Here is an 18,949-nt window from a genome sequence, read left to right on the forward strand (position 1 = left end):
CATTCACATCAATGAACCCCAAGATCCCCCGGGCCAGTTACCGCAACCCCACTGCCGGCCCGTTCGCCACACCTCACCCTCCCTCCGGTGCGACCCCTTGACGCCCATTGGTCCGTACCTCCAGCTTCACCACCCCTCTAGCGATTCACATTCCTACCCAACGTTCATATACAGAAAGGCAGTTGAATGCGCACCGGCCCCCTCACCACCCTCTCCGTCGCCGCCCTCCTGGCCGCCGCCGGCGCCCTCACCGCCACCACCGCCCATGACGCGCCCACCCCGGCTCCTGTCGTCACCCCCTCGACGACCTCCCCCGCCCGCGTGGTGAACGTCTCGACCGCGGCACAGCTCAAAAGCGCCCTCGCCGCCGCCCGCCCCGGCGACACCATCCAGCTCGCCGACGGCATCTACCGCGGCAACTTCTCGGCCTCCACGGCCGGCAACGCCGCCTCCCGCATCACCCTCACCGGCTCGTCCCAGGCCGTGCTCACTGCCAGCGGCGGCTACGGCCTCCACCTGGACGGGGCGTCGTACTGGACCGTGCAGGGCCTCGCCGTCACCGGCGGCCAGAAGGGCATCGTGATGGACGCCGCCGACGGCGTCGTGATCGATACGGTCACCGTCCACGACCTGACCATGGAGGGCGTGCACTTCCGCACGTCCAGCAAGGACGGGATCATCCGGAACTCCGCCATCCGCGACACCGGCAAGGACGGTAGGGGGATGGGCGAGGGCATCTACGTGGGAAGCGCCGGCGGCACGGACGACAAGAGCGACAACGTGCAGATCCTGAACAACACGATCGGCCCGGGCGTCGGCGGCGAGAACGTCGACATCAAGGAAGGGACGACCGGAGCCAAGATCATCGGCAACAACTTCGACGGCAGCGGGCTGACCGGCGCCAACTTCGACGACTCGTGGGTCGACATCAAGGGCAACAAGGTACTCGTCGAGAACAACACCGGCGCCCACACCACGAACAACGGCTACGAGACCCACACCCAGCAGCCGGGCTGGGGCTGCGGCGCGGTCTTCCGCGGCAACCGGTCCGATCTGAGCGGGGCCACCGGCGCGGGCCGTTACGGCTTCAACATCACCAACTACCAGGCAGACAGCTGCCCGGTCAGCATCGCGGACGACAACACGGTCACCGGTGGCCGGGGCACCGCCAACCCGGGAGTCCCGGTCGGTTGATACACACCCGGCCGGCCACCCGGCGCGCGCCCACGGCTCACGCCCCGACCGGTCCACCGGCAACCGCCCCACGGCACGACGAAGGCCCGCCCCCCGAAGGGAGCGGGCCTTGCGTCTTCAGCTACCTCTACCGGCTAGCGCTGACGGTGGAACCGTTCAGCTCTGGCCGCCGGCCAGCTTCTCGCGGAGCGCGGCAAGGGCCTCGTCCGACGCCAGGGCGCCGGAGTTGTCCGCCGACTCCGAGGAGTACGAGCCACCGGAGACGTTGCCGCCGCCACCCTGGCCGCCGCCGGCCGCCGGAGCGGCAGCACCCTCAGCCGCAGCCTGCTCGTCGGCCTCGCGGGACTTGATGACCTGGGCCTGGTGCTGCTCGAAGCGCTGCTGCGCCTCGGCGTACTGCTGCTCCCACGCCTCGCGCTGGGTCTCGTAGCCCTCCAGCCAGTCGTTGGTCTCCGGGTCGAAGCCCTCGGGGTAGATGTAGTTGCCCTGGTCGTCGTAGGACGCGGCCATGCCGTACAGGGTCGGGTCGAACTCGACCGCCGACGGGTCGGCACCGAAGGACTCGTTGGCCTGCTTCAGCGAGAGGCTGATGCGGCGACGCTCCAGGTCGATGTCGATGACCTTGACGAAGATCTCGTCGTTGACCTGGACGACCTGCTCCGGGATCTCCACGTGGCGCTCGGCCAGCTCGGAGATGTGGACCAGACCCTCGATGCCCTCGTCCACGCGGACGAACGCACCGAACGGCACCAGCTTCGTGACCTTACCGGGCACGACCTGGCCGATCTGGTGGGTGCGGGCGAACTGCTGCCACGGGTCTTCCTGGGTCGCCTTGAGCGACAGGGAGACGCGCTCGCGGTCCATGTCGACGTCCAGGACCTCGACCGTGACCTCTTGGCCGACCTCGACAACCTCGGACGGGTGGTCGATGTGCTTCCAGGACAGCTCGGAGACGTGGACGAGACCGTCGACGCCACCCAGGTCCACGAAGGCACCGAAGTTGACGATGGAGGAGACGACGCCGGAGCGCACCTGACCCTTCTGGAGGGTGGTGAGGAAGGTCTGACGGACCTCGCTCTGGGTCTGCTCCAGCCAGGCACGGCGGGACAGGACCACGTTGTTGCGGTTCTTGTCCAGCTCGATGATCTTGGCCTCGAGCTCCTTGCCCACGTAGGGCTGAAGGTCGCGGACACGGCGCATCTCGACCAGGGAGGCCGGGAGGAAGCCGCGGAGGCCGATGTCGAGGATGAGACCACCCTTGACGACCTCGATGACGGTACCGGTGACGATCCCGTCTTCTTCCTTGATCTTCTCGATGGTGCCCCAGGCACGCTCGTACTGGGCGCGCTTCTTCGAGAGGATCAGGCGGCCTTCCTTGTCCTCCTTCTGAAGGACAAGGGCTTCGATCTCGTCACCGACGGCGACGACCTCATTGGGGTCGACGTCGTGCTTGATCGAGAGCTCACGGCTCGGGATGACGCCTTCGGTCTTGTAACCGATGTCGAGCAGGACCTCGTCCCGGTCGACCTTCACGATGACGCCGTCGACGATGTCGCCGTCGTTGAAGTACTTGATCGTCTCGTCGATCGCGGCGAGGAAAGCTTCCTCGTTACCGATGTCGTTGACCGCAACCTGCGGGGTGGTGGCGGTGGTCTCGGTGCTGCTCGTCATGTGGGAAAGGGCTCCGGTACGGACATTGAAGTCGTAGGTACTGCTACGCCGAGAGCCCGTATCGCCTCTGCATCAGACCGGACAGCGTCTAAGGCGCATCCTCCGGACGCCCCGTAAAACCGGAGCAACCCGAAACGCCTCAAAACCGAGGGGACATTCATACAGATGCGAGCGCGGCCTGCTCCGTCCGAGGCGCGCAGGCCCGCAGCGCAACTTGTAGCATACGGGGGCAGCCGGACAGGGTCAATGCGCGAAAGGCGCACACCCGGGACAGAAAGCCCCATAACCGGCGCACGCGATGTTCCGCGAGGCCATTCGGCCTCACAGTCCCCCGCTGCGACAAGCACAGCGAAGACTACGACGACGGGCGCGATGAGCCAATACGCGAAGGACAGCGAGCCGGAGGCGACCCGCCGTGACGCCTCGGACGCCGAGAGCAGTAGGGCCAGCCGCGGCTGGTGGGACCGCAATGCGGACGACTACCAAAGGGAGCACGGTGCCTTCCTCGGGGACGACCGATTCGTCTGGGGCCCGGAAGGGCTCGACGAAGCGGATGCCGCACTCCTGGGGCCGACCGCGGAGCTGAAGGGGCGGCGGATCCTGGAGATCGGGGCCGGGGCGGCGCAGTGTTCCCGCTGGCTGGCGGCGCAGGGGGCGCTTCCGGTGGCGCTGGACCTCTCCCATCGACAGCTCCAGCACGCGCTGCGGATCGCCGGCGACGACAGTGACGGCACCCTCGACCTGGTGGAGGCGGACGCGGGCGCGCTGCCGTTCCGCGACGGCAGCTTCGACCTGGCCTGCTCCGCCTACGGGGCGCTGCCGTTCGTCGCCGATCCGGTGCAGGTGCTGCGCGAGGTCCGGCGGGTGCTGCGGCCGGGCGGGCGGTTCGTCTTCTCGGTGACCCACCCGATCCGCTGGGCGTTCCCCGACGAGCCCGGGCCGGAGGGCCTGTCGGTTGCGGCCTCGTACTTCGACCGCACGCCCTACGTCGAGCAGGACGAGAACGGGCGGGCGGAGTACGTGGAGCACCACCGGACGGTGGGCGACCGGGTGCGGGACGTGGTGGCCGCCGGCTTCCGGCTGGTGGACCTCGTCGAACCGGAGTGGCCGGACTGGAACACCCAGGAGTGGGGTGGCTGGTCGCCGCTGCGCGGGCATCTGATCCCGGGGACGGCGATCTTCGTGTGCACGGCGGACTCGGCGTAACGATCCCCGGGCGGACCGCGCCGGGGCGGGCGGCCGGCGCGGGCGGACCGGGCGGCAGACTGGAGCGGTGAGCCTCACCCCTTCCCCGGCCGTGGGTACGCCCGCTGCCGCCCTCGCCCAGCTGCCCGTCCGCAGTGCGCTCCCCGCGCTGCGCAGTGCCCTCGACACGGTCGGTGCCGCAGTGCTGTGCGCGCCGCCGGGCACCGGCAAGACGACTCTCGTGCCGCTGGAGCTCGCCGGGCTGACCGGCGCGGGGCCGCGACGGCGGGTGCTGGTCGCCGAGCCGCGCCGGATCGCGGCCCGGGCGGCGGCCCGTCGGATGGCGTGGCTGCTCGGCGAGCGGGTGGGCGACCGTGTCGGCTTCACGGTGCGCGGGGAGCGGCGGGCCGGGCCCCGTACGGCGGTGGAAGTGGTGACCACGGGTGTGCTGCTGCAACGGCTGCAGCGCGATCCGGAGCTGGCCGGGGTGGACGTCGTGGTGCTGGACGAGTGCCACGAGCGGCATCTGGACGCCGATACCTGCGCGGCCTTCCTGCTGGACGTGCGGGCGACGCTGCGGCCGGAGCTGCAGGTGCTCGCCGCCTCCGCGACGACGGATGCGGAGGGGTGGGCGCGTCTGCTGGGCGGCACCGGGGGGCCGGCTCCCGTCGTGGAGGCGGCGGGGGTCTCGCACCCGGTGGAGGTCGTGTGGGCGCCGCCCGCACGGCCGGTCGCACCGGCGCACGGGATGCGGGTGGATCCGGCGCTGCTGGCGCACGTCGCCGCCGTGGTGCGGCGGGCGCTGCGCGAGCGGACCGGTGACGTGCTGTGTTTCCTGCCCGGGGTCGGGGAGATCGCGCGGGTCGCGGGGCAGTTGGCCGGGGTGGACGCCGAGGTGCTGCAGGTACACGGGCGGGCGCCGGCCGAGGTGCAGGACGCGGTACTGGCCGGCGGGGACGGAACCCGCCGGGTCGTGCTGGCGACCTCCGTGGCGGAGTCCAGTCTGACCGTGCCGGGAGTGCGGACCGTCGTGGACAGCGGGCTGGCGCGGGTGCCGCGGAGGGACCATGCGCGCGGGCTCAGCGCGCTCGCGACCGTGCGGGCCTCGCGGGCGGCGGGGCGGCAGCGGGCCGGGCGGGCCGGGCGGCAGGGGCCCGGTGCGGTCTACCGCTGCTGGGCCGAAGGGGAGGACGGGCGGCTGCCGCGCTTCCCGGATCCGGAGATCAAAGTCGCCGATCTGACCGCGTTCGCCCTCCAGGCGGCCTGTTGGGGCGATCCGGACGCGAGCGGGCTGGCGCTGCTCGACGCGCCGCCGGCCGGGGCGCTGGCCGCGGCCCAGGAGGTGCTGGCGGCGATCGGCGCGGTGGACGCGGCGGGCCGGGCCACCGGGCGGGGCGTGCGGATGGCGCGGCTCGGGCTGCACCCGCGGCTGGCCCGCGCACTGGTGGACGGCGCGCCGGAGGTCGGGGTGCGGCGCGCCGCGGAGGTGGTGGCGCTGCTCAGCGAGGAGCCACCGCGGTCCTACGGGGACGACCTGGCGGCCGCGTGGCGCACCGCGCGCCGGGGCGGCGATGCCTACGCCGCGCGGTGGCGACAGGAGGCGCGGCGGCTGGCGACGGCGGCCGGGGAGCCCGAGCGGGAGGGCGGCGGGCGGCCGGGGTCGGCGACCGGAGGGCCCGCGTCCGAGGACGCGGTGGCCGGACTGATCGCGGCGCTGGCCTTTCCGGAGCGGGTGGCCCGGGCGCGCGGGGCGGGCAGCTACCTGATGGCGTCCGGGACCGGGGCCGATCTGGTCGGGGCGGAGGCCGGGGGCCGGGCCGGGGACGGGTCGCGGCTGCGGGACGCGGCGTGGCTGGCGGTCGCGGTGGCGGACCGGCCGGTCACGGCGGCATCCGCGCGGGTCCGGCTCGCGGCGGTGATCGACGAGGAGACCGCCCGTGCCGCGGCCGGGGCGCTGTACTCCTCCGGGGAGGAGGTGCGCTGGGCGGACGGGGAGGTGGTGGCCCGGCGGGTGACCCGGCTGGGCGCGATCGAGCTGACGGCCCGGCCACTGACCACACCGGATCCCGCACTGCTGCGGGACGCGGTCGTCGACGGTCTGCGGCGGGAGGGGCTCGGGCTGCTGCGGTGGACGGCAGGGGCGACCGCGCTGCGGCAACGGATGGCTTTCCTGCACCGGGAGGTGGGCGCGCCGTGGCCGGAGGTGTCGGACGCGGCGCTGCTGGAACGCGTCGAGGAGTGGTTGGGGCCCGAGCTGGGGCGGGCGCGGCGGCGGGCCGATCTGGCGCGGGTGGACGCGGGGCAGGCGCTGACCCGGCTGCTGCCGTGGGCGACCGGTGAGGCGGTGCGCTTCGAGGAGCTGGCGCCGGAGCGGATCGAGGTGCCGAGCGGGTCCCGGGTGCGGGTGGATTACGACGGTGAGCAGCCCGTGCTGGCCGTGAAGCTGCAGGAGTTGTTCGGGCTGCGGGAGTCGCCGCGGCTGGCGGGCGGGCGGGTGCCCGTGGTGGTGCACCTGCTCTCCCCGGCGGGGCGGCCGGCGGCGGTCACGGCGGACCTGGCCTCCTTCTGGCGGGAGGGCTACCGGGCCGTCCGGGCGGAGTTGCGCGGCCGCTACCCCAAGCATCCCTGGCCGGAGGACCCTTCGACGGCGGAACCGACCCGGCACACCACGGCGCGGCTGCGGCGGGGGTGAGAGCCCGCCGGGCGGGGCGGTCCCCCCGCGGGGCGGACGGCCCCGCGCGCCCAGCTCTCCGGGGGCGGCCGGGCGCGTCAACTCCCTTCCGTGGCAGGTCGTTCGGGGGCTGGGCGGTCGGTTCGTCGGTGTCATGTCTCCACGCTACGGCCCGCCACTGACAACGCCGTCGGTCGCCGGTGGCGCAGCGTCCCGGCGAAGCCGTCGACCGCGGGCTTCGAGGTACAGGCTGACGGCGAGGAGTACGGCGCCGAGGGCCAGGAAGCCCCAGGGGAGGTAGCTGGTGAGCAGCAGCACCAGGGTGCGCTGGGACTTGACCAGGGACACGGTGGCGTCGACGTAGTCGGCGCGCATCTTCACGTGGCCGGCGAAGGCGGTGACCTTGCCGCCGCCGGGCAGCAGTTGGCCGCCGCGCAGTTCTTCCTTGTGGATCTCCTCGCCGTTGACCGGCGCTCCGGTGACCGGGTCGACCCAGAACATCCGCGTGGTGGAGTACCAGCGGGTGGTGCCCATCTTCTCGACGGCCTCCGGGGTGATGCCCTTGACCGGCATCTTCTTGGGGAGCGGGACCTTGGTCCAGGGGATGGTCTGCTCGAAGTAGTAGACGCCCAGGCCGTGGTAGGTGCGGGTCCCCTTGTAGTGGATGGGGGCGGAGGTGCGCGTCTGCGGGTCGAAGTAGGCGTAGTCGCGCTTCTCGGCAAGGAACGGCCACTTGTACTCGATGCCGGACCGGCGTACGGGGTCGTCGTCGACCATCTCGCCGGTGGCGTGGACGGGGTCCTGGGAGTGCGCGTCGAAGATGTAGCGCTCGGGGATCTCGGAGACCATCTTGCCGTCGGGGCCGGCCACGTAGGAGAGGGCGTCCCAGACCACGACGTCGCGGCCGGCGGTGCGCTCGATCCGGTCGGCCTCGGCGACGTTGCCCTTGAGGGTCTGCACGATGGTGACCTTGGGTACCTGCCGGGCCTTCATGGTGCCGTAGTCGAGGAGGGTGGCGGGCCGGGCCTCCAGGACCATGTCCTGGTACTGGCTGGGCGGGATCTTGGCGAGGCGGGGGAAGGCGTACCACCGCATCAGCGGGGACAGTGCGGTGAAGAAGGCGGCGAGGCCGAGCAGGACGAGGCTCGCGGTGCGGCGCATCCCTCTCCGCTGCTTCGACGAGTGCGCCCCGGTGCCGGGCGGGGTTCGGCGCATGGCGGTGGCGGCCCTCCCTCAGGGGTGTGCGGGGACGGTGGTCAGCAGTGGCTTGGGGGAGGTACGTCCCTCGGGGGCGCCGATCGCGGTGACGGTGAAGATGAGGGCGAGCGCCGCGGCCAGGCCGATCGCGGCTGCTATCAGGGCGCGCATGGCCGTCCTCCCGGAGAACTGAACTGATGCAGCGTCAGGGCGGGGGCACGGTAGCAACGGGCGGCCGAGATGAGAACACGTTTCACCGCCGTCCCGCCCGGGCGAACGGGCGGGACGGCGGTGACGGTAGCGGTGGAGGTGCGGCCGGGGGCCGGGCGGTCAGGAGGCGGCGGCCGGTGCCGTGACGGTGAGGGTGACGGTCAGCACGGCGCCGTCGGCGGTGGTCAGCCGGAGCCGGAAGGTGCCCGCGTGGGTGTCGGTGTAGATCTTCGGGAGGGTGAGCAGGCCGTCGGCGTCGGTGGTGAGGCCGGGGAGGGTCCGGACCGGCTTGTCCTTGTCGGCGCCGGTGGCCTTGGGGTCCTTGAAGTAGGGGCCCCGGTCGTTCTCGACGGGCTTCTTCGGGTCGTCGGTGATCAGGGTGGCGGTGACCGCGACTCCGGCCGCGGCCTTGCCCTGGTAGGTCGCCTTGACCTGGACGGCGTCGTCGGCGTAAGCGCCGCCGGCCTTCGTGGTCAGCTCCTTGTCGGAGGTCCGGGCGAGCGCGTCGGCCTTCGGTGCGGGCTTGGCGGTCACGGTGCCGGTGAAGTCGACGGGGGGCACGGAGCGGCCGACGGCGGTGGCCCGGACGGTGAACGGGCCGGCGGTGTCGCCGGCGTGCAGCGTCGGGGCGGTGGCCAGGCCGTCCTTGTCGGTGGTGACGGTGACCGCGGTGGCACCGCCGGGGAAGCGGGTGCCGGTGGTGCCGGTGAGGGTGAAGCGGACGCCGGCGCCGGCCACCGGCTTGCCGTCGGCGTCCTTGGCGCGGACCCGGGGTGCGGTGGCGAAGTCGGCGCCCGCGGTGGCGGTGAGGTCCTTGCCGTCCTTGTCGCCGGCCGGTTCGAGGGCGGTGAGCGGGGCGGGCTTCGTGGGCGGGTTCGGAGTGGGCGTGGGGGTCGGAGTGGGCTTCGGGTCCGGGGTTGGCTTCGGGTCCGGGGTGGGCTTCGTGGGCGGCGTGGGGGTACGGGTGCCGTCGCCGTGCGTGGGCCCGGTGGAGCTGCCGGCGCCGGGCGAACCGCCCGGGACGGCTGGCCCGTTGGGCTTCTCCTGGCCGGCTGTGCCACCGGGGGCCGGGGGCGTGCCCTTCGTGCCGCCGCGGCCGTGGCCGCCCTTCCCCGCGCCGCCAAGGGTGTCGGCGGTGCCGCCGCCGCGCTGTACGGGAAGCACGCCCTTGCCGTCCGGTACCTCGAACGTGCCGTTCCGGTAGAAGGCGTACCAGGACAGCACCAGTTGCAGGTACGCGCCGGAGTCGTTGTAGCCGAGGACGGCCCGGTCCAGGTCGGCCTGGACGGACAGGTCGCGGCCGTTGGCGCAGAGGTAGCGGCCGGCGGCGAGGGCGGCGTCGAAGACGTTGTTGGGGTCCTTGACCCCGTCCCCGTTGCCGTCGGCACCCCAGCCCGCGCCGTGCGGACCCCCTTGGGACCAGGTGGAGGGGATGAACTGCATCGGGCCGACGGCGCGGTCATGCGTGGTGTCGCCGTCGTAGCGGCCGTGGTCGGTGTCGGGTATCAGGGCGAAGCCGTGGCCGTTGAGCTGGGGGCCGAGGATCGGTTGCAGGGTGGTGCCCTCGGCGTCGACCGCGCCGCCCCGGGCATGGCCGGACTCCACCTCGCCGATCCCGGCGAGCAGTTGCCAGGGCAGCCGGCAGCCGGGGTCGGACGCGCGGAGTTGGTCCTCGGCCTTCTTGTAGGCGGCCAGGACGGTGGCCGGAATACCTGCCTGGGACGGACCGTGCGTCGGAATTCCGGTGCCGCTGGGATGGCCGGAACCGTTCGGTGGGACGGGGCTCTTGAGGGGTGGCAGGTCGGTGTAATACGGCGAGCCGCCGTCGATGGGGGTGCCGGCGGGCGGTGCGGGGCTGCGGTCGGCGCGGGCGACCGGGCGTTCGGCGGCACCGGGCGCCTGGGAGGCGGTCAGCGCGGCCAGCGCCGCCGCCGCCACGGCCGTCGAGGCCGTTCCCCTTTGGAGCCGCCGCCGGAATGTGGCTGCCATACCTGGTGTCCCCTCCATGTCGACCAACCACCCGCACCTGTCGCAGGTCCTGGCGTGTCGTGCGTGACGCCGTACGGCGCTCCCCAGCGCCTCAACTCCGGCGACACTACGACAACTCGGGCCGCGCAGCCACCACTCGCATCGGCCACATAATGATCCGAATCGATCAAGGAGGGGCAGATGCCGTTCACCCTGAGCCATGCCGCCGCCGTCCTGCCACTCATCCGTCGAACCGGCGCGGCGCGCGGCCCGTTGGTCGCCTCCGCGCTGGTCGCCGGGTCGTTCGCACCGGATGTGACGTACTACGCGGACACCGTGGTTCCGGGCGGCATGGCGTTCGGCACGGTCACCCACGCCCCGGCCGGCGTGGTGACGGTGGACGTGCTGCTCACCGCGGTGTTGGTCGGCGGCTGGCTGCTGGTGCGCGCGCCGCTGCTGGCGCTGCTGCTCGGCACCGGGTACCGCACGCTGCGGGCGTACGCCGTCCACGGGGCGACGGTGGGGTGGTTCGACTACCTGCCGGACCTGCTCTTCGGGGCGGGCGCCGGGCTCGTACCGGGGCTGCTGGTCTGCGCGGCGGCCTTCCGGCTGCTGGACCGGCGGACACGCCGGAGCGGGTCCGCGGCGGACGGGACCGCGCCGGGGCGGCCGGCGGGCGCCGGGGCCGAAGCCACCTGACGGGGCGGGCGGGCCGGGGTGCGTACGGCGCGAGCACCGTACGCACCCCGGGCGGCGGTCAGTGCGCCGCCGACTCCCAGTCCTTGCCGGAGCCGACCGAGACGTCGAGCGGGGCGCGGAGTTCGACGGCGGCGGCCATCTCCTTCCGGACCACTTCCTCGACCGCGGCGCGCTCGCCGGGGGCCACCTCGACCACGATTTCGTCGTGGACCTGGAGCAGCATCCGGGAGGTCAGCTCCGCCGTGCGCAGCGCGGCGTCGACCCGCAGCATCGCGATCTTGACGATGTCGGCGGCGGTGCCCTGGATGGGGGCGTTCAGTGCCATCCGCTCGGCCATCTCGCGGCGCTGGCGGTTGTCGCTGTTGAGGTCGGGCAGATAGCGGCGGCGGCCCAGGATCGTCTCGGTGTAGCCGGTGGCGCGGGCCTCCTCGACGACGCGCTGGAGGTAGTCGCGCACCCCACCGAACCGCTCGAAGAAGTTGTCCATCAGCTTGCGGGCCTCGTCGGGCTGGATGCCCAGCTGCTGGGAGAGGCCGAACGCGGAGAGTCCGTAGGCCAGGCCGTACGACATCGCCTTGATCTTGCGGCGCATCTCCAGGTCGACCTCGTGCTTGGCGACCGAGAAGACCTGGGAGGCGACGGTGGTGTGCAGGTCCTCGCCGGAGGTGAACGCCTCGATCAGGCCCTCGTCCTCGGAGAGGTGGGCCATCACCCGGAGTTCGATCTGGCTGTAGTCGGCGGTCAGCAGCGACTCGAAGCCCGTGCCGACGACGAAGCCGCGGCGGATCGCCCGGCCCTCGTCCGTCCGCACCGGGATGTTCTGCAGATTGGGGTCGGTGGAGGACAGTCGGCCGGTGGCCGCGACGGTCTGGTTGAACGTGGTGTGGATCCGGCCGTCCGCGGCGATGGTCTTGATCAGGCCCTCGACCGTGGTCCGCAGCTTGGCCTGCTCCCGGTGGCGGAGCATGATCACCGGGAGTTCGTTGTCGGTCTGGGCGGCCAGCCAGGCCAGCGCGTCGGCGTCGGTGGTGTAGCCGGTCTTGGTCTTCTTGGTCTTGGGCAGGCCCAGCTCACCGAAGAGGACCTCCTGGAGCTGCTTGGGCGAGCCGAGGTTGAACTCGTGGCCGGCCGCGGCGTGCGCCTCCTTGACGGCCTGCTGCACGGCGCCCGCGAACTGCTGCTCCATCCGCTCCAGCCAGCCGCGGTCGGCGGCGATTCCGGCCCGCTCCATCCGGGCCAGCAGCTCGCTGGTGGGCAGCTCGACGTCGCGCAGCAGATCGGTGGCGCCGACCTCGGCCAGCTTCGCATCGAACGCCGTCCCGAGGTCGAGGACCGTACGGGCCTGCGCCATCAGGGCGTCCGCCTCGGCCTCCTCGTCCGCGCCGAACGCCAACTGCCCGTCGCCGGCGGCGGCCGGGGCGAGATCGCGGCCCAGATACTCGATGGAGAGGGCGTCCAGCGCGAAGGAGCGGCGGCCGGGCTTGACCAGATAGGCGGCGAGTGCGGTGTCCATGGCGACGCCGTCGATGCGCCAGCCGTGCTCACCGAAGACCCGCATCAGGCCCTTGGCGTTGTGCATCACCTTGGGCCGGGCCGCGTCGGCGCTCCAGGCGGCGAAGGCCCGCTCGTCGGCCTCGTCCAGCTGGGCCGGGTCGAACCAGGCGGCCGGACCGTGCCCGGTGGCCAGCGCCACCTCGGCGACGCTGCCGCTGCCCAGCGTCCACACGTCGACGGTGGTTACGCCCAGCGGTCCGGTGCCGTGCTCGGCCAGCCACGGGGCGAGCTCGCCGGTGCCGAGGACGGTGCCGTCCACGGCGACGCCGGCGGCCGGCTCGACCGTCTCGTCGGACTCGGCGGCGCCCGGATCCACGGCCAGGAGGCGGTCCCGCAGGCCCTGGTTGCGGATCTCCAGGGCGTTCAGGAAGACCTTGAGGGCCTCGCGGTCGTAGGGCGCGCGGGTGAGCTCGGCGGGGCCGCAGGGCAGCTCGACGTCGCGGACCATCTCGGTCAGCCGGCGGTTGAGCTGCACCGACTCCAGGTGGTCGCGGAGGTTCTGCCCCGCCTTGCCCTTGACCTCGTCGACGCGCTCCACCAGCTCGGCGAACGAACCGAACTGGTTGATCCACTTCGTGGCGGTCTTCTCGCCGACGCCCGGGATGCCGGGGAGGTTGTCCGACGGGTCGCCGCGCAGGGCCGCGAAGTCCGGGTACTGGGCAGGGGTCAGGCCGTACTTCTCGGCGACCTTCTCGGGGGTGAAGCGCGTCAGCTCGGAGACGCCCTTGGTGGGGTAGAGGACCGTGACGTCCTCGGAGACCAGCTGGAAGGAGTCGCGGTCGCCGGTGACGATCGCGACCTCGAAACCCTGAGCGGTGGCCTGGGTGGCCAGGGTGGCGATGACGTCGTCGGCCTCGAAGCCGTCCACCGCGAAGCGCTTGACGTGCATCGCGTCGAGGAGCTCGCCGATCAGCTCGACCTGGCCCTTGAACTCGTCGGGCGTCTTGGAGCGGTTCGCCTTGTACTCGGGGAACTCCTCGGAGCGCCACGTCTTGCGGGAGACGTCGAACGCCACCGCGAAGTGCGTGGGCGCCTCGTCACGCAGGGTGTTCGCGAGCATCGACGCGAAGCCGTAGATCGCGTTGGTCGGTTGCCCGGTCGCGGTGGTGAAATTCTCCACGGGCAGGGCGAAGAACGCCCGGTATGCCATGGAATGCCCGTCCATCAGGAGCAGGCGCGGACGGCCGCCCGCCGCCTCGGTGCCGGTCGCTTCGCTCATCTTCACTGCCTTTCCTGCCACGCCCCCGATCCTGCCACGGCCCACTGACAATCCCCGCCGCGACGGGAGACGCCGAGCCGGCGGACCGGCGACTGACCGCCACCGCGGCGCGCCCACCGCCCCGCAGTCCCCTTACTCGCCCCTCCCTGTCCATGACAGGATCGGGGGCGCACGAAGCAGATGTGTACGGCAACGATCCGCCGCGATCCGGCGTCCCGACCCGGCACACGACCCGAGGGAGAGCGCCATGGCAGGCAAGCCGCCCGCGTCGGACCCCGTCCAGGACGCGCCCGAGGTCAGCGGGCCCCAGCACTCCGCGGTCGGCATCCCGGCCATCGCCCACGCGCTGAAGATCTCCCAGCAGCAGATGGGCGTCCGCCGCACCGCCCTCACCCTGCTGCGGGTCAACCAGAAGAACGGCTTCGACTGCCCCGGTTGCGCCTGGCCCGAGGACGACAAACGGCACGCCGCCGAATTCTGCGAGAACGGCGCCAAGGCCGTCGCCGAGGAAGCCACCCTGCGGCGGGTCACCCCCGACTTCTTCACCGCCCACTCGATCGAGGACCTCGCCACTCGCAGCGGCTACTGGCTCGGCCAGCAGGGCCGCCTCACCCACCCCATGTACCTCCCCGAGGGCGCCGACCACTACGAACCGGTCAGCTGGGACCGCGCCTTCGGCCTCATCGCCGAAGAGCTCACCGCCCTCGCCTCCCCCGACGAGGCCGTCTTCTACACCTCCGGCCGGACGAGCAACGAGGCCGCCTTCCTCTACCAGCTCTTCGCCCGCGAGTTCGGCACCAACAACCTCCCCGACTGCTCCAACATGTGCCACGAGTCCTCCGGCTCCGCACTCACCGACACCCTCGGCGTCGGCAAGGGCAGCGTCCTGCTGGAGGATCTCTACAAAGCCGACCTGATCATCGTCGCCGGGCAGAACCCGGGCACCAACCACCCCCGGATGCTCAGCGCCCTGGAGAAGGCCAAGGCCGGCGGCGCCAAGATCATCTCGATCAACCCGCTGCCCGAGGCCGGCCTGGAGCGGTTCAAGAACCCCCAGACCCCGCGCGGCCTGGCCGGCGGCGGCACCGCCCTCACCGACCTCTTCCTCCAGGTGCGCATCGGCGGCGACCAGGCCCTCTTCCGCGCCCTCAACCGCCGCATCCTGCAGACCGACGGCGCCCTCGACGAGGACTTCATCCGCGACCACACCCACGGCTTCGAGGAGTTCGCGGCCCTAGCCCGCGCCGGCGAGGACGCCGACGACACCCTGCGCGCCACCGGACTCACCCACGACGAAATCGAGCGCGCCCTGGCCATGGTCCTCGCCTCCGAGCGCACCATCGTGTGCTGGGCGATGGGCCTGACCCAGCACAAGCACTCCGTCCCCACCATCCAGGAAGTCGTCAACCTCCTCCTGCTGCGCGGCAACATCGGCCGCCCCGGAGCCGGCGTCTGCCCCGTACGCGGCCACAGCAACGTCCAGGGCGACCGCACCATGGGCATCTTCGAACGGCCCGCACCGGCCTTCCTCGACGCCCTGGAGAAGGAGTTCGGCTTCGCCCCGCCCCGCGAGCACGGCTACGACGTCGTCCGCGCCATCCGCGCCCTGCGCGACGGCCAGGCCAAGGTCTTCTTCGCCATGGGCGGCAACTTCGTCGCCGCCACACCCGACACCGACGTCACCGAAGCCGCCGTCCGACGCGCCCGCCTCACCGTGCACGTCTCCACCAAGCTCAACCGCTCCCACGCGGTCACCGGCGCCCGCGCCCTGATCCTGCCGACCCTGGGCCGCACCGAACGCGACCGCCAAGTCCGCCCGGATGGGACGAGCGCCGACCAGTTCGTGACCGTCGAGGACTCCATGGGCATGGTGCACGCCTCCCGCGGCCGCCTGGAGCCCGCCGGCCCCCAACTGCTGTCCGAACCAGCCATCGTCGCCCGCCTCGCCCGCCGCGTCCTCGGCTCCGACAGCGACACCCCCTGGGAGCGGTTCGAGACGGACTACGCCGCGATCCGCGACCGGATCGCCCGCGTCATCCCCGGCTTCGAGGACTTCAACGCCAAGGTCGCCCGCCCCGGAGGCTTCGCCCTGCCGCACGCCCCCCGGGACAGCCGCAGCTTCCCCACCGCCACCGGGAAGGCCAACTTCACGGCCGCCCCCGTGGAATTCCCCACCGCCCCCGAAGGGCGGCTGCTCCTCCAGACGCTGCGCTCCCACGACCAGTACAACACCACCATCTACGGCCTCGACGACCGCTACCGCGGCATCAAGAACGGCCGCCGCGTGGTCCTCGTCCACCCCGACGACGCCCACCAACTCGGCTTCACCGACGGCGCCTACGCCGACCTGATCAGCGAGTGGACCGACGGCAGCGAACGGCGCGCCCCAGGCTTCCGGGTGGTGCACTACCCCACCGCCCGCGGCTGCGCGGCCGCCTACTACCCCGAGACCAACGTCCTGGTGCCGCTGGACCACACCGCCGACACCAGCAACACCCCGGCCTCGAAGTCCGTGGTCATCCGGCTGGAGACCGCACGGGAGAGCTGACCGCCGGCCCGCGGTGCGCGACCACGGGCCGACAACGGGCACCCCGCAGCGGGTGCCCTCCCCACGACCTGATAGGAACAGGCCCAGATCCGCGACGATCAAGAACGCGTTCAAGGGCGCGTTCAAGGGCGCGTTCAAGGGCGAGCGAAACGGAGCAGTCCATGGGTGAGCAGAGCACGACCACGTTCCCGCAGGAGATCCTCGATCAGTGGGCCGGCATCGGGGTCGACCTGCCCGCCCTGTTCTCCGCCGGGCACCTGGGCGAGCGGATGAGCGTCCAGGTCACCGAGGCGGCCCCCGAGCGCGTCGTCGGCACCATGCCCGTGGAGGGCAACACCCAGCCCTACGGACTGCTGCACGGTGGCGCCTCCGCCGTCCTGGCCGAGACCCTCGGCTCCGTAGGCGCGATGCTGCACGGCGGCCCCTCCAAGGCGGCCGTCGGCGTCGACCTCAACTGCACCCACCACCGCGGCGTCCGCTCCGGACTGGTCACCGGCGTGGCCACCCCCGTTCACCGCGGCCGGTCCACCACCACCTACGAGATCACCATCACCGACGAGGACGGCAAGCGGGTCTGCACCGCCCGTCTGACCTGTCTGCTGCGCGACGCCGACCCCGGCATGTACCGCGCCTGACGTCGGATATCAGCCAGCCGACCGGCGCCTCTGCACCGGCCGCCACGGCCCCGCACCCGAACCCCGGGGCGGGGCCGTTCGCCTTCCCGTCAACGCGGCCTGGCACACTCCCCCGAAGGCCGACGCCTCTTCCCCGCCTCACCATCGCCGAGAACCTCCAACTCGGCGCCTTCCTCCGCAAGGACGCCGCCGCCATCACCGCCGACATCCAACGCGTCTACGACCTCTTCCCGGTCCTCGGCGAACGCCGCCGCCAACCCTCCGGGACCCTCCACGACACCTCCGTCCGCAAGACCTACCTCGGCGAGGACTGACCCCCGCGCAACCGGCCGGCGCCGCTCCGCACACCGCAAAGCGCCGGCGGCGCCCCACACGGGCACCACCGGCGCTCGACGAACCGACCCGGGCCTCCCGACCCCGCCGGCCCCGGACCTACTGGTCCTTGCCCTGCTCCTTCGACTGGCCCTTCGACTGGCCCTTCTGCTGCTGACGCTCCGTCGCGTCCTCGATGACCGCCTCGGCCACCTGGTGCATCGACAGCCGACGGTCCATCGACGTCTTCTGGATCCACCGGAACGCGGCCGGCTCCGACAGCCCGTACTCCGTCTGCAGAATGCTCTTCGCCCGGTCCACCAACTTCCGCGTCTCCAGCCGCTGGGTGAGGTCGGCGACCTCCTTCTCAAGCGCCCGCAGCTCGGTGAACCGGCTTACCGCCATCTCGATCGCCGGCACGACATCGCTCTTCGAGAACGGCTTCACGAGGTACGCCATGGCGCCCGCGTCCCGGGCCCGCTCCACCAACTCGCGCTGCGAGAACGCGGTCAGCATCAGGACCGGCGCGATGCTCTCCTCGGCGATCTTCTCGGCCGCCGAGATACCGTCCAGGATCGGCATCTTCACGTCCAGGATCACCAGATCGGGGCGGTGCTCCCGGGCCAGCTCCACGGCTTTCTGGCCGTCCCCGGCCTCGCCGACGACGGAGTAGCCCTCCTCCTCCAGCATCTCCTTGAGGTCGAGGCGGATGAGCGCCTCGTCCTCGGCGATCACGACGCGCGTGGTCAGCGGCGGGACGTGCGACTGGTCGCCATCGGCGACGGGCTGCTGGGGCTCGGCAGCGCTCAAGGGGACTCCTCGTTCCAGGCAGGTGGTGCCATTGCAGCCTACCTAGAGGCGGTCATCGTTACTCACACGGTATGGTGTCTCGTGCCGCCGGCCGGGTTGGTGGAATGGCATACACGGATGTCTCAAACACATCTGCCCGAAAGGGCTTGCGGGTTCGAATCCCGCACCCGGCACTCTCAGGTCATCCGGAATTTCACGTTCTCGTGAAATTCCGCGCGAGCCATTCCCCGCACGCACTCCGTCACGCACAGTGACGGTATGCGATTTCATGACACAGACGTACGACAGCGGGCGATCGCCCGACTCCGCGCGGGGGCGAAGAACGCAGATGTCGCCCGCGCCCTGGACATCCCTCTCGGCACCATCAGCTACTGGCGGCATATGGACCGCGCCACACGTGGGGAATGCCCGGGGCGGCACGACCCACGGTGTCCTCGCTGCGACGGCCGCGAGCTCGACCGAGCGTCCTATGCCTACCTCCTGGCCCTCTACCTCGGCGACGGCCACATCATCCAATACGCGGCACATCGCGTACCGAGCCTCATGATCGCGTGCGACGACAACTGGCCCGGCCTCATGGATGACTGCGAGGCCGCGATGCGGGCCGTCTTCCCCGACAACTCAGTGTGCCGGGTCAGCCGGCAGGGCTGCCACGACGTGAAGGTCTACTCCAAGCACTTACGGTGCTTGTTCCCGCAACACGGCCCCGGCAAGAAGCATGAACGGCCGATAGCCCTCGAAGAATGGCAGCAGCGCATTGTGGACGCCCATCCTTGGGAGTTCATCCGCGGGCTGGTCCACTCCGACGGCTGCCGGATCACCAACTGGACGACGCGGACGGTCGGTGGCGAGCGCAAGCGCTACGCGTACCCGCGGTACTTCTTCGCCAACAAGTCGGACGATATCCGGGGGCTGTTCTCGGACACCCTCGCCAAGGTCGGTGTGGAGTGGACCGTCCTGGCGCGGGGCGGTGACCCGTTCAACATCTCCGTCGCCAAGCGTGCCTCTGTTGCGCTCATGGACCAACACATCGGGCCGAAGTACTGACAGGGACGGCAGTCAGTTCCTCGGCCCAG

General features: G+C 71.8%; 12 protein-coding genes, 1 tRNA gene and 2 pseudogenes. 9 read left to right on the forward strand and 6 right to left on the reverse strand.

The genetic code is table 11. The annotated features are described in order from the left end of the window. Nucleotides 1–186 precede the first annotated feature (186 nt). Nucleotides 187–1,194, forward strand: coding sequence for a right-handed parallel beta-helix repeat-containing protein (locus ACO0M4_RS37600; protein ID WP_430375633.1), 1,008 nt, complete (start codon nucleotides 187–189; stop codon nucleotides 1,192–1,194). 156 nt (nucleotides 1,195–1,350) lie between these two features. On the opposite strand, the gene rpsA is transcribed toward ACO0M4_RS37600, so the two are convergent. Then, on the reverse strand, nucleotides 1,351–2,865 hold the full coding sequence (gene rpsA, locus ACO0M4_RS37605; protein ID WP_430375634.1) for a 30S ribosomal protein S1: 1,515 nt from the start codon (nucleotides 2,863–2,865) through the stop codon (nucleotides 1,351–1,353). A gap of 372 nt (nucleotides 2,866–3,237) precedes the next feature. Between rpsA and ACO0M4_RS37610 the strand changes: the two genes are divergently transcribed. Both ACO0M4_RS37610 and hrpB read left to right on the forward strand, forming a co-directional pair. After that, nucleotides 3,238–4,071, forward strand: coding sequence for a class I SAM-dependent methyltransferase (locus ACO0M4_RS37610; RefSeq protein ID WP_430375635.1), 834 nt, complete (start codon nucleotides 3,238–3,240; stop codon nucleotides 4,069–4,071). 67 nt (nucleotides 4,072–4,138) lie between these two features. Continuing rightward, on the forward strand, nucleotides 4,139–6,742 hold the full coding sequence (gene hrpB, locus ACO0M4_RS37615; protein WP_430375636.1) for an ATP-dependent helicase HrpB: 2,604 nt from the start codon (nucleotides 4,139–4,141) through the stop codon (nucleotides 6,740–6,742). A 144-nt stretch (nucleotides 6,743–6,886) separates the two neighbouring features. Here hrpB and ACO0M4_RS37620 read toward each other — a convergent pair whose 3' ends face one another. From ACO0M4_RS37620 to ACO0M4_RS37630, 3 genes are all read right to left on the reverse strand, one after another. Further along, nucleotides 6,887–7,882 (reverse strand): DUF3068 domain-containing protein, encoded by a 996-nt coding sequence (locus tag ACO0M4_RS37620; protein WP_430376045.1) that lies wholly within the window; start codon nucleotides 7,880–7,882, stop codon nucleotides 6,887–6,889. A 72-nt stretch (nucleotides 7,883–7,954) separates the two neighbouring features. Then, the gene (locus ACO0M4_RS37625) at nucleotides 7,955–8,089 is read right to left on the reverse strand and encodes an SPW_0924 family protein (RefSeq protein ID WP_107490305.1); all 135 of its coding nucleotides are present in this window, start codon (nucleotides 8,087–8,089) and stop codon (nucleotides 7,955–7,957) included. 159 nt (nucleotides 8,090–8,248) lie between these two features. Continuing rightward, nucleotides 8,249–10,117, reverse strand: coding sequence for a lytic transglycosylase (locus ACO0M4_RS37630; protein ID WP_430375637.1), 1,869 nt, complete (start codon nucleotides 10,115–10,117; stop codon nucleotides 8,249–8,251). Nucleotides 10,118–10,297: 180 nt separating this feature from the next. On the opposite strand from ACO0M4_RS37630, the pseudogene ACO0M4_RS37635 reads away from it, so the two are divergent. Next, nucleotides 10,298–10,564, forward strand: a pseudogene (locus ACO0M4_RS37635) (DUF4184 family protein); the annotation flags it as partial. Between the two features lie 289 nt (nucleotides 10,565–10,853). Here ACO0M4_RS37635 and polA read toward each other — a convergent pair. After that, on the reverse strand, nucleotides 10,854–13,568 hold the full coding sequence (gene polA / locus ACO0M4_RS37640; RefSeq protein WP_430375638.1) for a DNA polymerase I: 2,715 nt from the start codon (nucleotides 13,566–13,568) through the stop codon (nucleotides 10,854–10,856). A 247-nt stretch (nucleotides 13,569–13,815) separates the two neighbouring features. Here polA and ACO0M4_RS37645 point away from each other — a divergent pair, with 247 nt between their 5' ends. The 3 genes and pseudogenes from ACO0M4_RS37645 to ACO0M4_RS37655 all read left to right on the forward strand — a co-directional run. After that, nucleotides 13,816–16,116 (forward strand): FdhF/YdeP family oxidoreductase, encoded by a 2,301-nt coding sequence (locus ACO0M4_RS37645; protein WP_430375639.1) that lies wholly within the window; start codon nucleotides 13,816–13,818, stop codon nucleotides 16,114–16,116. A gap of 161 nt (nucleotides 16,117–16,277) precedes the next feature. Beyond that, the gene (locus ACO0M4_RS37650; protein ID WP_430375640.1) at nucleotides 16,278–16,751 is read left to right on the forward strand and encodes a PaaI family thioesterase; all 474 of its coding nucleotides are present in this window, start codon (nucleotides 16,278–16,280) and stop codon (nucleotides 16,749–16,751) included. A gap of 96 nt (nucleotides 16,752–16,847) precedes the next feature. Beyond that, nucleotides 16,848–17,023, forward strand: a pseudogene (locus tag ACO0M4_RS37655) (ABC transporter ATP-binding protein); the annotation flags it as partial. Nucleotides 17,024–17,183: 160 nt separating this feature from the next. Here the strand turns inward: ACO0M4_RS37655 and ACO0M4_RS37660 are convergent. Beyond that, nucleotides 17,184–17,873, reverse strand: coding sequence for an ANTAR domain-containing response regulator (locus ACO0M4_RS37660; protein WP_430375641.1), 690 nt, complete (start codon nucleotides 17,871–17,873; stop codon nucleotides 17,184–17,186). A gap of 90 nt (nucleotides 17,874–17,963) precedes the next feature. Between ACO0M4_RS37660 and ACO0M4_RS37665 the strand changes: the two genes are divergently transcribed. Beyond that, nucleotides 17,964–18,046, forward strand: a tRNA-Leu gene (locus ACO0M4_RS37665). Between the two features lie 85 nt (nucleotides 18,047–18,131). Beyond that, nucleotides 18,132–18,920 (forward strand): helix-turn-helix domain-containing protein, encoded by a 789-nt coding sequence (locus tag ACO0M4_RS37670; protein ID WP_430375642.1) that lies wholly within the window; start codon nucleotides 18,132–18,134, stop codon nucleotides 18,918–18,920. Nucleotides 18,921–18,949: the final 29 nt, after the last annotated feature.

The organism is Streptomyces sp. RGM 3693 (assembly GCF_050471125.1).
In the GTDB taxonomy this organism is placed as follows: Bacteria; Actinomycetota; Actinomycetes; order Streptomycetales; family Streptomycetaceae; genus Streptomyces.